Raw genomic sequence first — 14,922 nt, forward strand, 5'->3', positions numbered from 1 at the left:
GACGGATCACGCGTTCCTTCGTGAAACGCCGTGGAACCGGCTTTGCCGGGCCGCTGGCGTTGCCCCCTGCAAGGGGGTTGGCGAAGCGACACGAAGTGCGCGAAGCCTGGGGGTGTGCCATATCAAGAGCTCTTGCGCACCCGCAGATACCACTCGCAGAGCAGGCGCACCTGCTTGGCGGTGTAGCCCTTCTCCACCATGCGCGTCACGAAGTCCTCGTGCTTCTTCTGCTCGTCGGCGCTGCTCTTGGTGTTGAAGCTGATGACCGGCAGGAGTTCTTCGGTGTTGGAGAACATCTTCTTCTCGATCACCGCGCGCAGCTTCTCGTAGCTGGTCCACGCCGGGTTGCGCCCCGCGTTGCCGGCCCGTGCGCGCAGCACGAAGTTGACGATCTCGTTGCGGAAGTCCTTCGGGTTGCCGATGCCTGCAGGCCGCTCGATCTTCTCGAGTTCGGCGTTGAGCGAGGCGCGGTCGAACACTTCGCCGGTGTCGACGTCGCGGAACTCCTGGTCCTGGATCCAGTAGTCGGCGTAGGTCACGTAGCGGTCGAATATGTTCTGGCCGTACTCGCTGTAGCTCTCCAGGTAGGCGGTCTGGATTTCCTTGCCGATGAACTCGGCATAGCGCGGCGCCAGCAGCTCCTTGATGTAGCTGATGTACTTCTGCTCGACCTCGGGGGCGAACTGCTCGCGCTCGATCTGCTGCTCGAGCACGTACATCAGGTGCACCGGGTTCGCGGCCACTTCGGAGCTGTCGAAGTTGAAGACCTTGGAGATGATCTTGAAGGCGAAGCGCGTGGAAACGCCGCTCATGCCCTCGTCGACGCCCGCGTAGTCGCGGTACTCCTGGATCGACTTGGCCTTGGGATCGGTGTCCTTGAGGTTCTCGCCGTCGTACACCTGCATCTTGCTGAAGGTGCTGGAGTTCTCGGGCTCCTTCAGGCGCGTGAGCACCGAGAGCTGGGCCATCATGCGCAGCGTTCCCGGCGCGCAGGGTGCCTTGGCGAGCGACGAATTGCGCACGAGCTTCTCGTAGATCTTGATCTCTTCGGAGGCGCGCAGGCAGTAGGGCACCTTGACGATGTAAATCCGGTCGAGGAAAGCCTCGTTGTTCTTGTTGTTGCGGAAGGCCTTCCACTCGCTCTCGTTGCTGTGCGCGAGCACGATGCCGTCGAAGGGGATGGCGCCGAAGCCTTCGGTGCCCTTGAAGTTGCTTTCCTGCGTGGCCGTGAGCAGCGGATGCAGCACCTTGATGGGCGCCTTGAACATTTCCACGAATTCCAGCAGCCCCTGGTTGGCCAGGCACAGGCCGCCGGAGTAGGCGTATGCGTCGGGGTCGTCCTGGGCGTAGGTCTCGAGCTTGCGGATGTCGACCTTGCCGACCAGCGAGGAGATGTCCTGGTTGTTCTCGTCGCCGGGCTCGGTCTTGGCGACGGCGATCTGCCGCAGCACCGACGGGTAGCGCTTGACGACCTTGAACTGGCGGATGTCGCCGCCGTACTCCTCGAGCCGCTTGACGGCCCAGGGCGAGAGAATCCGGTTCAGGTAGCGGCGGGGGATGCCGTATTCCTTTTCGAGGATCTCGCCGTCTTCTAGCGCGTCGAAGAGGCCGAGCGGGGATTCGTTGACCGGCGAACCCTGGATCGCATAGAAGGGCACGTGCTCCATGAGCTGCTTCAGGCGCTCCGCGATGGAGCTCTTGCCGCCACCCACCGGGCCCAGCAGGTAAAGGATCTGCTTCTTTTCTTCCAGTCCCTGCGCGGCGTGGCGGAAATAGGACACCACCTGTTCTATGGCGTCTTCCATGCCGTAGAACTCCTTGAACGCCGGGTAGATCTTGATGACCTTGTTGGCGAAGATGCGCGACAGACGGGGGTCGTTGCGCGTGTCTACCAACTCCGGCTCGCCGATAGCCTTGAGCATTCGCTCGGAGGCCGTGGCATACGCGGTGGGATCGCGCTTGCAGATGTCAAGGTAGTCCTGCAGCGAGATGACTTCCTCGCGTGTGCGCTCGTAGCGGGCGGCAAAGTTGCTGATCACATCCATGGTCACGCCTCCATCAAGAGTCAGTGGGCTTTTGGCCCGATGGCGTGCAACAAAGGCTTTGCGCAACATTTAAGGTGTGCCTGCCCTTGGCTGCATGCCGCGGAAAACTCCCTTACAACAATCTGCTAACAATCAGCATAAAGCAAAGATTGAACCCGGCAAATCATTTGTTAATTCAGAACCACGCTATCAAGTAAAGTTCCGCGAAAAACAAGGAACAAATTTCCGGATTTCGGCTAAATTCAAGGGCTGACTTTTTGATTTTCTCCGGGTGAAAACGTCTATGTCGAACGGCCATTGGCCATTTTTGATTTTTCTCCGGGAAAAACTCACCTATTGAGCTTCAAGTCTCAAAAAAACCTGCCTTCTTCTGCAATAACGCGCGATCTGCCGTTTGGTTTATTGCTCTAACAAAAAAATATAAAAGCAATCCTTGCGCCACCTCGCGATAGGCGGTTTGCGCCAACTGGCGTGGGAACGCTGCCCGTGCCCGCACCAACTTGGTGATCCATGAAAGACAAAGGGCCGCGATCGCGGCCCTTGTCGTGGATGTGGTGCGGTCATGTCACCGCAGCGGCATCGAGTTCAGCTGAAGAACTCCTTCGCCTTGTCGAACCATCCCTTGTCGGTCGGGCTGTGCTTCTCGCCGCCCTTCTTGAGGGAGTCGTCGAGGTCCTTCAGCAGCTTGCGCTGGAACTCGGTGAGCTTCACGGGCGTCTCTACGCGCACGTGGCAGTACAGGTCGCCGGGGTAGCTCGAGTTCACGCCCTTGATGCCCTTGCCGCGCAGGCGGAACTGCTTGCCGCTCTGCGTGCCTTCGGGAATGTCGATGGCTGCCGCGCCCTTGAGCGTGGGCACGTTGATCTCGCCGCCCAGCGCTGCCGTGGTCATGCTCACCGGCACCACGCAGTGCAGGTTGTCGCCATCGCGCTCGAAGATGTCGTGCTTCTTGAGGCGGATCTCGATGTACAGGTCGCCCGGCGGGCCGCCGTTGACGCCCGGTTCGCCGCTGCCGGTGACGCGCATGCGCTGGCCGTCGTCGATGCCCGCGCGGATCTTCACTTCGAGCGTCTTGTTGCGCTTGATCTTGCCCTGGCCGTGGCACGCGGGTGCAGGGCTCGGGAATGATCTTGCCGCTGCCGTGGCAGGTGGGGCAGGTCTGCTGCACGCTGAAGAAGCCCTGGCGCATCTGCACCGCGCCCGCGCCGTGGCAGGTGGTGCAGGTGATGGGCTTGGTGCCGGGCTTTGCGCCCGAGCCGTGGCAGGTGTCGCACTCGTCCCAGGTCGGGATGCGGATCTCGGTCGTCTTGCCTTCCGCGGCTTCCTCGAGCGTGATCTCCATCGCGTAGCTGAGGTCGCTGCCGCGGAACACCTGGCGCCCGCTGCTGGTGCGGCCGCGGCCGCCGCCGCCGAACACGTCGCCGAAGATGTCGCCGAAGGCTTCCGCGAAGCCGCCGAAGCCTTCCGCGCCCGGACCGCCGCGCATGTTGGGGTCGACGCCGGCGTGGCCGTACTGGTCGTAGGCTGCGCGCTTCTGTCCGTCGGACAGCATTTCGTAGGCTTCCTTCACCTCCTTGAACTTGGCCTCGGCGTCCTTTGCGGTGTCGCCGTGGTTGCGGTCCGGGTGGTGCTTCATCGCGAGCTTGCGATAAGCCTTCTTGATTTCGTCCTCGCTCGCGTTCTTGGGGACGCCGAGGGTTTCGTAGTAGTCGCGTTTGGTGGCCATGGCAGGTCGGTCAGCAGATCAGGGAAGCAGCGGGAACTCGGGTAACTTGAAGCGAGAAAGGCTGGAGCACCTGCGCAGGTGTTCCAGCCTTGCCGAAGGGTCTGAAGATCAGCCCTTCTTGACTTCCTTGACTTCGGCGTCGACCACGTTGTCGTCGGCCTGCGCATGTGCGCCGGCTTCCGCGCCCGCCGGACCCGAAGCTGCCGAGGCGCCGGCCGCGGCCTGCGATTCGGCATACATCTTCTCGCCGAGCTTCTGGCTCGCGGTCATCAGCGTGTTGGTCTTTTCCTCGATCGCGGCCTTGTCTTCACCTTTGAGGGCTTCTTCCAGGTCCTTGATCGCGGCTTCGATCGCGTCCTTCTCGGCGGCTTCCAGGCTCGCGCCGTGCTCGCCAAGCGACTTCTTCACGCTGTGGACCATGGCTTCGCCCTGGTTGCGGGCCTGCACGATCTCAAGCTTCTTCTTGTCGTCGGCCGCGTTCAGCTCGGCGTCCTTCACCATCTTCTGGATCTCGTCTTCGCTCAGGCCCGAGTTCGCCTTGATGGTGATCTTGTTTTCCTTGCCGGTGCCCTTGTCCTTGGCGCCGACGTGCAGGATGCCGTTGGCGTCGATGTCGAAGCTCACCTCGATCTGCGGCGTGCCGCGCGATGCCGGCGGAATGCCTTCGAGGTTGAACTCGCCGAGCAGCTTGTTGCCCGAGGCGATGTCGCGCTCGCCCTGGAACACCTTGATGGTCACGGCCGGCTGGTTGTCCTCGGCGGTCGAGAAGGTCTGCGCGAACTTCGTCGGGATGGTCGTGTTCTTGGCGATCATCTTCGTCATCACGCCGCCCATGGTCTCGATGCCCAGCGACAGCGGGGTCACGTCGAGCAGCAGCACGTCCTTGCGGTCGCCCGAGAGCACCTGGCCCTGGATGGCGGCGCCGACGGCCACGGCTTCGTCGGGGTTCACGTCCTTGCGCGGTTCCTTGCCGAAGAAGGCCTTCACCTTGTCCTGCACCTTGGGCATGCGGGTCATGCCGCCGACCAGGATCACGTCGTTGATGTCGCCCACGCTGATGCCGGCGTCCTTGATGGCCAGGCGGCAGGGAGCGATGGTGCGCTCGATCAGCTCGTCGACCAGGCTTTCGAGCTTGGCGCGGGTGAGCTTGATGTTCAGGTGCTTCGGACCCGTGGCATCGGCAGTGATGTAGGGCAGGTTGATGTCGGTCTGCGCGCTGTTCGACAGTTCGATCTTGGCCTTTTCAGCGGCTTCCTTCAGGCGCTGCAGGGCCAGCACGTCCTTGCTCAGGTCGACGCCCTGTTCCTTTTTGAACTCGCCGATGATGTAGTCGATGATGCGCTGGTCGAAGTCTTCGCCGCCCAGGAAGGTGTCGCCGTTGGTCGACAGCACTTCGAACTGCTTTTCGCCGTCGACGTCGGCGATCTCGATGATCGACACGTCGAAGGTACCGCCGCCGAGGTCATACACGGCGATCTTGCGGTCGGCCTTGTCCTGCTTGTCCAGGCCGAAGGCCAGGGCGGCAGCGGTGGGCTCGTTGATGATGCGCTTGACGTCGAGGCCCGCGATGCGGCCGGCGTCCTTGGTGGCCTGGCGCTGGGCGTCGTTGAAGTAGGCCGGCACCGTGATCACGGCTTCGGTCACGGTCTCGCCGAGGTAGTCTTCGGCGGTCTTCTTCATCTTGCGCAGGATGTCGGCGCTGACCTGCTGCGGGGCCATCTTCTTGCCGCGCACTTCCACCCATGCGTCGCCGTTGTCGGCCTTGGCGATGGTGTAGGGCATCAGGTCGATGTCCTTCTGGACTTCCTTTTCCTCGAACTTACGCCCGATCAGGCGCTTGATCGCGTACAGCGTGTTCTTGGGGTTGGTGACGGCCTGGCGCTTGGCCGAGGCACCGACCAGCACTTCACCGTCTTCCTGGTACGCGACGATCGACGGCGTGGTGCGCGCACCTTCCGAGTTCTCGATCACACGCGTGGTGTTGCCTTCCATGATCGACACGCACGAGTTGGTGGTGCCGAGGTCGATGCCGATGATCTTTGCCATGTTCTTTACTCCTGAAAGCCTGAAAAATATGTTGTTATGAACTTGTGGATAACCCGTCGCGATTCAAGGCATGAAGCGGGGATTTCCTGTGGGAATCTTGTGTGCGGGTGTTGGCTGGGGCCGATTACTTCGGCGCGCTGACCGTGACCAGCGCCGGGCGCAGCACGCGCTCGTTGATGGTGTAGCCCTTCTGCAGGACGGTCACCACCGTGTTCGGCTCCTGGTCGGCGGGCACCACCGAGATGGCCTGGTGCTGGTGCGGGTCGAACTTGGTGCCGGGGGCGGGAGCCACTTCGATCACCTTGTTGCGTTCGAGCGCGCTCTTGAGCTGGCGCAGCGTGGCTTCGGCGCCTTCGCGGATCTGCTCGGGCGTGGCGTCCTTGACGGCCAGGCCGGCTTCGAGGCTGTCGGTCACCGGCAGCAGGCTTTCGGCAAAGGCCTCGACGGCGAACTTGCGGGCCTTGGAGACTTCCTCGTCGGCGCGGCGGCGGGCGTTCTGCACGTCGGCCTGGGCGCGCAGGTATTGGTCGGCCAGTTCGGCGTTCTTGGCCTGCAGGGCAGCCAGCTCGCCTTGGGCCTGCGCCAGTGCGGCGAGGGCATCGGCTTCGTTGGCGGCTTGCGCGGCCTCCAGTTCTTCGGGGCTTGGCTCGCCTTGCAGCATTTGCGAATTCTGTGCGGATTGTTGCGGGTCAGACATTTTTCAAAGAACCGGCGTGAGCCGGAAAACAAACGATAGCCAGCCACTTGGGGCTGGCCAGAAGCATTTCAAGCGAAAAAAAGCAGCAAAAAGCGCCGCGCAGGCATGAAAAAGGCCCGAAAACGGGCCTTGGAGCCGTAGGCGCGAACGCTCAGTGGGCGTCGAGCAGCTCTACGTCGAACTTGAGCGTGGCGTTCGGGGGGATCACGCCGCCGGCGCCGCGGGCACCGTAGCCCAGCGATGCGGGGATGATCAGCGTGCGCTTGCCGCCGATCTTCATGCCGGCCACGCCTTCGTCCCAGCCCTTGATGACCTGGCCGGCACCCAGCGAGAACGCGAACGGGTCGTTGCGGTCGCGGCTGGAGTCGAACTTGGCGCCCTGGGTGCCGTCGTTGTAGAGCCAGCCGGTGTAGTGCACGTGCACGTGCTGGCCAGCCTTGGCTTCGGCGCCGGTGCCGACTTCGGTGTCTTCGTATTGCAGGCCGGAGGGGGTGGTGGGCATGGGAAACGCTCCTTGCGTCGATGTGAGAAGAATGAATCGAAGGCGCGGAGTTTAACGAGGCCGGATTCGCCCGGCCTGTAGTGCGTCAGCCGTGGCTGGTGTCGTCGCCGGGCTGCGCGGGTGTGGGAGCGGGCGCCGCGGCCTGGGTTTGCGGTTCCGGCGCGGGGACGGCAGCGGCGGGCGCGGACACTGCCGGCGCAGCGGGGGCTGCCGCCTTCTTGATCTGCCCCAGTTGCCACTTGCCGGCAAACGCCTGCAGGTCGGACAGCCGCTTGAGCAGGTCCTGTCCGCTGAGCGTGAGGCTGTAGCCGTCGCTGCCGTGGCCGACGATGCCGGCCTCGCGCAGTTCCTTGATGCGGGTGTTGAGCGTGTTGGGAGTGATGCCGCCCACGCTGTCCTGCAGCAGGCGGAAAGTCTGGGCATGACCGTCGCGCAGCGCCCAGAGCACGCGCAGTGCGTAGCGGGCTTCGAGCAGGGCGAGCAGCTGGCTGACGGCTGCGTTTTCCTTGGTACTCATCGACATCATCTCCTCGAAGCTGGGCGGGCCGCCGACCTGGGGGCAGGGGCGATGGCGCGCGTTCTCTTGTATGTGGTTATGAACCGTCAGGGTGGCAGACGACTATAGCGCAAAGGATCGTGATGCTACTAGTTTTATAGCTGTGAACGCAAGCGGCATGCGGGTTGTGAGACAAAGCCTCACAAATTGGAGTAATTGGCCATGGCTTCGCCCAGCCGGATCGCGCGCCCTGGGGACCACTCCGGGTTGAACGCCAGCGCAGGCGCCGGGAACAGCATGACGACCGTCGAGCCGAGCAAGAAACGGCCCATCTCGTCGCCCTTGCGGATGTCGATCTGCTGGTCGTTGTAGCTCCACTCGCGCAGTTCACCCACGCGCGGCGGATTGACCACGCCGTGCCATACCGTGGCCATGCTGCCGACGATGGTGGCGCCCACCAGCACCAGCACGAAGGGGCCGTGCGCCGACTCGAACACGCACACCACGCGCTCGTTGCGCGCGAAGAGGCCGGGCACGCCGCGCGCCGTGGTCGGGTTCACCGAGAACAGGTCGCCCGGCACGTGGATCATGCGCACCAGCCGACCGTCGCAGGGCATGTGGATGCGGTGGTAGTCCTTCGGGCTGAGGTAGAGGGTCGCGAAACTGCCGTGCGCGAACTTGGCCGCCAGCGTGGCGTCGCCGCCGACCAAGGCAGTGGTCGTGTAGTTGTGGCCCTTGGCCTGGAAGATCTGGTCGCCCTGGATCGGGCCGAATTGGCTGATCGCGCCGTCCACCGGGCAGGTCAGGTCGGCCTGCGCGAGCGGGCGCACGCCCGGCTTGAGCTCGCGCGTGAAGAACTGGTTGAAGCTCTTGTAGTGCTCGATGTCGGACTCGAGCGCCTCGCCCATGTCCACGCCGTACTTGGCCACGAAACGCCGGATGATCCACGTCGTGACCGCTCCCCGCTCCTTGCCCGCGACCCAGCCGGCGAAATTGGTCAGGGCCTGCTTGGGGAACAGGTATTGGGGCAGTACGGCGGAGCGGTCGGACACGTGGTGGGGGCCTGGAATGCGAATTGGAGGGGCATTCTATAAAGGGCTTCCCGGGCGCGGCCTAGGAAGCTTCCCTCGGTATTGGCCACGCGGGCCACGGGCGCGGCGTTGCGTGCTAGTCGGCCTTGATTCCCGCGGCCTTGATCACCTGCGCCCACTTTTCCACCTCGGCTTTCTGGAAGGCCGCGATCTGCGTGGTCGTCAGGTCGGCCGGCTCCATGCCGAAGCCCTTGAGCTTGTCCTGCATCTCGGGTGTCGCGAGGATCTTGCGGATCTCGGCGTGCAGCCGGTCGACCACGGGTGCCGGCGTGGCGGCGGGCACGAAAATCGCCTGCCACGACACCACTTCGAAGTCCTTCAGGCCCGGCAGGCCCGACTCCGCGATCGTCGGCACGTCGGGCAGCGAGGCCAGCCGCTTCGACGACGTCACCGCGATGGCGCGCAGCTTGCCGCTCTGGATGTGCGGGCCGGCCACCACCGTGGTGTCGAACATCATGTCGACCTGGCCGCCGATCGCGTCCTGGATCGCCGGGCCGCTGCCCTTGTACGGAATGTGCGTGAACTTCACGCCCGACTTGTAGGCCAGCAGTTCGAGCGCCAGGTGCTGCGACGTGCCCGTGCCCGCCGAGGCCGACGACAGCCCGCCCGACTTGGCCTTGCTGGCCTCCAGGATGTCCTTGAGCGTCTTGTACGGGCTGTTCTGGCTCACCACCAGCACCACCGGGTTGGTGCCGATCAGCGTCACAGGCGCGAACGACTTGATCGGGTCGTAGCCGATCTTGGGGTACAGGCTCACGTTGATGGCGTGCGAGCTGATGGTGCCGCCCACCAGCGTGAAGCCGTCCGGCGCGGCGCGCGCGCCGACCTCCGAACCCACGCTGCCGCCGGCGCCGCCCTTGTTGTCGATGATCACGCTCGTGCCCAGCACCGGGCCGAGCTTCTGCGCGATGAGCCGGCCCAGCACGTCGGTCGTGCCGCCCGCGGGAAAGGGCACGAGGTAGGTGATGGCCTTGCCCGTCGGCCAGTTGCCGCCGCCCTGCGCGAAGGCTGCCGGAAGACCGGCGGCGAGCGAAGAGGCGAGGGCGGTGCGGATGAGTGTGCGGCGTTGCATGGTCTTGTCTCCTTGGATTTCAGCGCGGCTCAGGGCTTGATGCCGAGTTTGGTGATCAGCGCCTTGAAGTACTCGTTGTCCTTGGCCAGCGTTTCCTTGAAGGCGGCGCCGTCGGTGTAGGCGTAGCCCAGGTTCTGCTTGTCCATCACCTCGCGCAGCAGCGGCTCCTTGGCGGTCTTGGCGGCGATGTCGCGCAGCTTGGCCATCACTTCGGGCGGCGTGTTCTTCGGCGCGCCGAGGCCGCGCCAGGTGCCGATGGAGATGTCGATGCCGCGCTCCTTGGCGGTCGGCACCTTGTCGAAGGCGGCCAGGCGCTTGTCGGCCATCACCATCAGCATCTTGAGCTTGCCGCCCTGAACGTAGGTCGACACCTCGGCCGGGCTCACGGCCACCGCGTCGACGTGGCCGCCGAGCAGCGCCAGCACGGCCGGGCCCGCGCCCTGGAACGGAATGTGGTTGAACCTGGCGCCGGTCTTGTCCTCCAGCGCCGATGCGGCCAGGTGCCAGATCGAGCCGGTGCCCGAATTGCCCACGCCCAGCTCGCCCGGCTTCTTCTTGGCCGCGGCCAGGAATTCCTCGATGGTGTTGTAGGGCGAGTCGGCCTTCACCGTGATGGCGGCCGGGTCGGCGTTGAGCTGCGCGATCGGCTGGAAGTCGTCGTAGTTGAACTTGGCCAGGCCCAGGTGCGGCAGCGTCAGCAGCTCGACCGTGAGCACGGCCAGCTTGTAGCCGTCGGGCCGCGAATGGATCACCTCGTTCCAGCCGATGGCGCCGCCGGCGCCGGGGCGGTTCACGATCACGATGCTCTCGGACATGTGCTTGCGGCTCGCGTCGGCGAAGGCGCGGGCCAGCGCGTCGGTGCCGCCGCCGGGCTGGTAGGGCACGACCAGCTCGACCGTGTGGTTCGGGTAGTCGTTGCCGGCTGCTTGCGCGGCGGGCGCCGCAAGGCCGAATGCAAGGCCGACCGCGCCCGAGAGGGCCGCGAGCTTGCGCAGGAATTTCGTCGTCATCTGTCTCGTCTCCGTTGTTGGTCTTGCTGTTGCTGGAAAAAAGCGTTCGCGGTCAGGGCATGTACTGCCCCCCGTTCACTTCGATCACCTGCCCCGTGACATAGCCCGAGAGCTGGTCCGAGGCGAGATACAGGAAAGCGCCGACGCACTCCTCGGGCTCGCCGAGGCGGCCCATGGGAATGCTGGCGCGGAAGTTGTCGAGCATCGCGGGCGTCGAGAAGCGGTCCTGGAACGGCGTCTGAATGACGCCCGGCGCCACCGCGTTCACGCGGATGCGGTCGCCCACCAGTTCCTTCGCAAGGCCGTGCGTGGCCGTGCTCACAAAGCCCTTGGAGCCCGCGTACAGGTACGCGGCCGGCCCGCCGCCGGTGCGTGCCGCGACCGAGGTCACGTTGATGATGTTGCCGCCGCCCTGCGAGCGCATCAGCGGCACCACCTCGCGGCAATAGGCGAGCACCGAGCGCGCGTTGATGTGCATCACCTCGTCGAACAGCGCGTCGTCGAACTCGGCGATGGGCACGCGCTTGACCAGGCTGCCGGCGTTGTTGACCAGCACGTCGATGCCGCCGAACTCGGCCACCGTCTGCTTCACGCTGTCGCGGATCGCGCCGGTGTCGCGCACGTCGGCCTTCACGGCCACTGCCGCGCCGCCCGCCGCGCGGATGGTCTCGACCACCTGGTTGGCCGCGGCCGCCGAGCTGTTGTAGTGCACCGCCACGCGCATGCCGCGCGCCGCGAACGCAATGGCCACCGCAGCGCCGATGCCGGTGCTGGCACCGGTGACGAGGGCTGTCTTGTCCTTGAGGTCTTCCATGTGTGTGCTCCGTACGGGTTGTTCAGGTCACCGGCGCCGGGTTGAAAAGCACCAGCGCGTTGTGCAGCTTCCAGTGCTCGGCCCAGGTCTTCTTGCGGCCGCTGGCCACGTCGAGCATCAGGTGGAACATTTCCCAGCCGATGTCTTCGATGGTGGCCTCGCCGTCGGCGATGCGGCCCGCGTTCACGTCCATCAGGTCGTGCCAGCGGCGCGCCAGGTCGCTGCGCGTGGCGACCTTGATGACCGGCACTTCGGCCAGCCCGTAAGGCGTGCCGCGGCCGGTGGTGAACACATGCAGGTTGATGCCGGCCGCCAGCTGCAGCGTGCCGCAGATGAAGTCGCTGGCCGGCGTGGCCGCATAGATCAGGCCCTTCTGCGTGGCTTTCTCGCCCGGCGCCAGCACGCCCGTGATCGGCGCCGAGCCCGACTTGACGATGGAGCCCATCGCCTTCTCGACGATGTTCGACAGGCCGCCTTTCTTGTTGCCCGGCGTGGTGTTGGCGCTGCGGTCGACGCGGCCCTTCTGCAGGTAGGCGTCGTACCAGGCCATCTCGCGGATCATGGCTTCTGCCACCTCCGGCGTGGAGGCGCGCGAGGTCAGCTGGTCGATGCCGTCGCGCACCTCGGTCACTTCCGAGAACATGACCGTGGCGCCCGCGCGCACCAGCAGGTCGGTGCAGAAGCCCACGGCGGGGTTCGCGGTGACGCCGGAGAACGCGTCGCTGCCGCCGCACTGCACGCCCACCACCAGTTCGCTGGCCGGCACGGTCTCGCGGCGGCGTGCGTTCAGGCGCGCCAGGTGCACCTCGGCCTGCCGCATGATTGAATCGATCATCGACATGAAGCCGATGTGCTCGTCGTCCTGCAGGCAGACCACGTCGAGTTCCGCGTCGCCCTCGGTTTCGCCGCGCTTGTCGACGATGGGAATGCTGCCCGGCGGCAGGAGCCGCTCGGGCTGCAGCTTCTCGCAGCCCAGGCTCACCACCATCACCTCGCCGCCGAAGTTCGGGTTGAGGCTGATGTTGCGCAGCGTGCGGATCGGCACGATGGCATCGGGCGCGTCGATGGCCACGCCGCAGCCATAGCCGTGCGCCAGCGCCACCACGTCGTCCACGTTCGGGTACCTGGGCAGCAGCTCGGCCTTGATGCGCTGCACCGCGAAGTCGATCACGCCGGCCACGCATTGCACCGTCTCGGTGATGGCGAGGATGTTGCGCGAGCCCACCGAGCCGTCGGCGTTGCGGTAGCCCTCGAAGGTGTAGCCCTCCAGCGGCGGCAGGGCGGGGGGCTTGACGGTCGCGACGGGCAGGCCGTCGAGCTCCGGCGCCACCGGCATGCGCATCACGCGCTCGTGCACCCAGCTGCCGCGTGGCAGCGCCTTCTGCGCATAGCCGATCACCACGTCGTAGCGGCGGATGGCCTCGCCTTCGGCCAGGTCGACCAGCGCGACCTTGTGGCCCTGGGGTACGTTGTCCACCAGCCGCAGGCCGTCGGCGAATTCGGCGCCGGCCTTCAGGCCGCCGTCGTTGGCGACGATGGCCACGTTGTCGTTGGCGTGGATGCGGATGTAGAGCGGTGGACGTGAGCTTTCGGGCATCGTGGTTTCCTTTGCTTACTTCACCACCATGAACATGCTGGGCAGCCAGGTCGAGAAGGCTGGCACGAATGTGACCACACCGAGCGCAAAGATCAATGCCCCATAGAACGGCCAGATGGTGCGCATCACCGTTCCCACCGACACACCGCCGATCGCGCAGCCGACGAATTGCGTCGTGCCCACGGGCGGCGTGTTCAGGCCCAGTGCGCAGTTGATCAGCATCACGATGCCGAACTGCACCGAGGTCATGCCGTAGTGCTGGGCGATGGGCAGGAAGATCGGTGTGCACAGCAGGATGGTGGCCGCCATGTCCAGGAAGGTGCCGAGCACGAACAGGATGATGTTGATCAGCAGGAAGATCACCCAGGGCGTGCTCGTCACCTGCGACAGCATCTGGCCCGTGAGCTCGGCCACGCCGTACAGGCTGATGAGGTAGCCGAAGGTGCTGGAGATGCCGATCAGCAGCAGGATCACGCCGGTGGTGCGCACCGCCTTCGAGGCCGCCTTGATGAAGTGTTCCCACTTCAGCGTGCGGTACACGAAGATCGTGAGGCCCAGCGCATACAGCACGGCCACCGCGGCCGATTCGGTGGCCGTGAACACGCCCGAAAGAATGCCCCCCAGGATCAGCACCACGATGAACAGGCCCGGCAGCGCCGCCGCGAACGAGCGCGCCACGATGGACCAGCCCGGGAAGCTGCCGGCCGGATAGCCGCGCTTCACCGCCACCAGGTAGGCGGCTGCGAGGTTGCTGATGGTGAGCACGGCGGCCGGCAGCAGCGCCGCCAGGATCAGCGCCGCGATCGACACCTTGCCGCCGGCTGCGAGCGAATAGATGATCAGGTTGTGGCTGGTGGGCATCAGCGCGCCGACCAGCGCCGCATGGGTCGTCACGTTGACTGCGTAGTCGGCGTGATAGCCCTCCTTCTTCATCATCGGGATCATCACGGCGCCCATGGCCGAGACGTCCGCCACGGGCGAGCCCGAGACGCCGCCGAACAGCGTGCAGGCCACCACGTTCGACATGCCGAGCCCGCCGCGGACGTGGCCCACGAGGTCGCGCGCCAGGTTGACGATGCGGTCCGCGATGCCGCCGTAGAGCATCAGCTCGCCCGCGAAGATGAAGAACGGGATGGCGAGGAACGAGAAGATGCCCATGCCGGACGTCATCTGCTGGAAGCCCACGGCCAGCGGCAGGCCTTCATAGAGCAGCGTGGCCAGTGCCGACAGGCCGATGGAAAAAGCGACCGGCACGCCCAGCAGCAGGAAGAGCGTGAAGGAGAGGCAGAGAATGAGCAGGGGAATGGTCATGGTGGCTCAGGCCCAGGCAGGTTCGACTTCGCGGCCTTGGGCGAGCGCGATGATGTGTTCGATGGAGAACATCACGATGAGGACGCCCGAGATGGCGGCGGGCACGTATTTCCACCCCTCCGAGATCCAGAGCGTGGGCAACCTGTAGTCCCACACCGATTCGGCGAGCGAGGCGCAGTTCCATGCCATGGCAACGCCGAACAGCAGGATCAGTGCATGGATGAGGTATTCCATCTTCAGCCGCAACCAGTCGGGTGCGAGCACGAGAAAGGATTCGAGCCCGATGTGGCCCGCGTCGCGAACGCCCACAGCCACGCCGAGCATGGTGACGTAGAGCACCAGCAGCAGCGCGAGGCTTTCGGCCCAGGTGGGGGTGTTGTTCAGCACGTAGCGGCCGAACACCTGCCAGCTCACGGCGCAGATCACCGCGACGAGACCGAAGATGCCCAACCACATGCAGGCACGTGCGAGGGTGCGGCAAAGTTTGGTGTACATGGATTTTCTTTGCCCTTCCC

General features: G+C 65.0%; 12 protein-coding genes and 1 pseudogene. All 13 read right to left on the reverse strand.

Annotation, left to right across the window (positions count from 1 at the left end):
• Positions 1 to 122: 122 nt before the first annotated feature.
• On the reverse strand, positions 123 to 2,045 hold the full coding sequence (locus C4F17_RS00010) for a PrkA family serine protein kinase (protein ID WP_106933825.1): 1,923 nt from the start codon (positions 2,043 to 2,045) through the stop codon (positions 123 to 125).
• 585 nt (positions 2,046 to 2,630) lie between these two features.
• Positions 2,631 to 3,771: pseudogene (gene dnaJ, locus C4F17_RS00015) on the reverse strand (molecular chaperone DnaJ).
• Positions 3,772 to 3,879: 108 nt separating this feature from the next.
• Positions 3,880 to 5,817 (reverse strand): molecular chaperone DnaK, encoded by a 1,938-nt coding sequence (dnaK, locus tag C4F17_RS00020; protein ID WP_081268602.1) that lies wholly within the window; start codon positions 5,815 to 5,817, stop codon positions 3,880 to 3,882.
• A 124-nt stretch (positions 5,818 to 5,941) separates the two neighbouring features.
• Positions 5,942 to 6,514, reverse strand: coding sequence for a nucleotide exchange factor GrpE (gene grpE / locus C4F17_RS00025; protein ID WP_106933826.1), 573 nt, complete (start codon positions 6,512 to 6,514; stop codon positions 5,942 to 5,944).
• 151 nt (positions 6,515 to 6,665) lie between these two features.
• The gene (locus tag C4F17_RS00030) at positions 6,666 to 7,016 is read right to left on the reverse strand and encodes an FKBP-type peptidyl-prolyl cis-trans isomerase (RefSeq protein ID WP_056590059.1); all 351 of its coding nucleotides are present in this window, start codon (positions 7,014 to 7,016) and stop codon (positions 6,666 to 6,668) included.
• A gap of 85 nt (positions 7,017 to 7,101) precedes the next feature.
• Positions 7,102 to 7,533 carry a winged helix-turn-helix transcriptional regulator gene (locus tag C4F17_RS00035; RefSeq protein ID WP_106937388.1) on the reverse strand — a complete coding sequence of 144 codons (432 nt, stop codon included), beginning with the start codon at positions 7,531 to 7,533 and terminating at the stop codon, positions 7,102 to 7,104.
• 179 nt (positions 7,534 to 7,712) lie between these two features.
• Positions 7,713 to 8,564 (reverse strand): archaetidylserine decarboxylase, encoded by an 852-nt coding sequence (gene asd / locus C4F17_RS00040; RefSeq protein WP_081268604.1) that lies wholly within the window; start codon positions 8,562 to 8,564, stop codon positions 7,713 to 7,715.
• A 115-nt stretch (positions 8,565 to 8,679) separates the two neighbouring features.
• A complete protein-coding gene (locus C4F17_RS00045) occupies positions 8,680 to 9,675 on the reverse strand; it encodes a Bug family tripartite tricarboxylate transporter substrate binding protein (protein WP_106933827.1) in 996 nt (331 codons plus the stop codon).
• A gap of 29 nt (positions 9,676 to 9,704) precedes the next feature.
• Positions 9,705 to 10,685 (reverse strand): tripartite tricarboxylate transporter substrate binding protein, encoded by a 981-nt coding sequence (locus C4F17_RS00050; protein WP_106933828.1) that lies wholly within the window; start codon positions 10,683 to 10,685, stop codon positions 9,705 to 9,707.
• Between the two features lie 52 nt (positions 10,686 to 10,737).
• Positions 10,738 to 11,499, reverse strand: coding sequence for an SDR family NAD(P)-dependent oxidoreductase (locus tag C4F17_RS00055; protein ID WP_106933829.1), 762 nt, complete (start codon positions 11,497 to 11,499; stop codon positions 10,738 to 10,740).
• Between the two features lie 22 nt (positions 11,500 to 11,521).
• Entirely contained in the window at positions 11,522 to 13,096 is a 1,575-nt protein-coding gene (garD, locus tag C4F17_RS00060; protein WP_106933830.1) for a galactarate dehydratase, read from the reverse strand.
• A 15-nt stretch (positions 13,097 to 13,111) separates the two neighbouring features.
• Positions 13,112 to 14,407, reverse strand: coding sequence for a TRAP transporter large permease (locus C4F17_RS00065; protein WP_081268609.1), 1,296 nt, complete (start codon positions 14,405 to 14,407; stop codon positions 13,112 to 13,114).
• 6 nt (positions 14,408 to 14,413) lie between these two features.
• Positions 14,414 to 14,902, reverse strand: a complete 489-nt coding sequence (locus C4F17_RS00070; RefSeq protein ID WP_081268610.1) for a TRAP transporter small permease — start codon at positions 14,900 to 14,902, stop codon at positions 14,414 to 14,416.
• Between the last annotated feature and the right edge of the window lie 20 nt (positions 14,903 to 14,922).

The organism is Variovorax sp. PMC12, assembly GCF_003019815.1.
Classification (GTDB): domain Bacteria; phylum Pseudomonadota; class Gammaproteobacteria; order Burkholderiales; family Burkholderiaceae_C; genus Variovorax.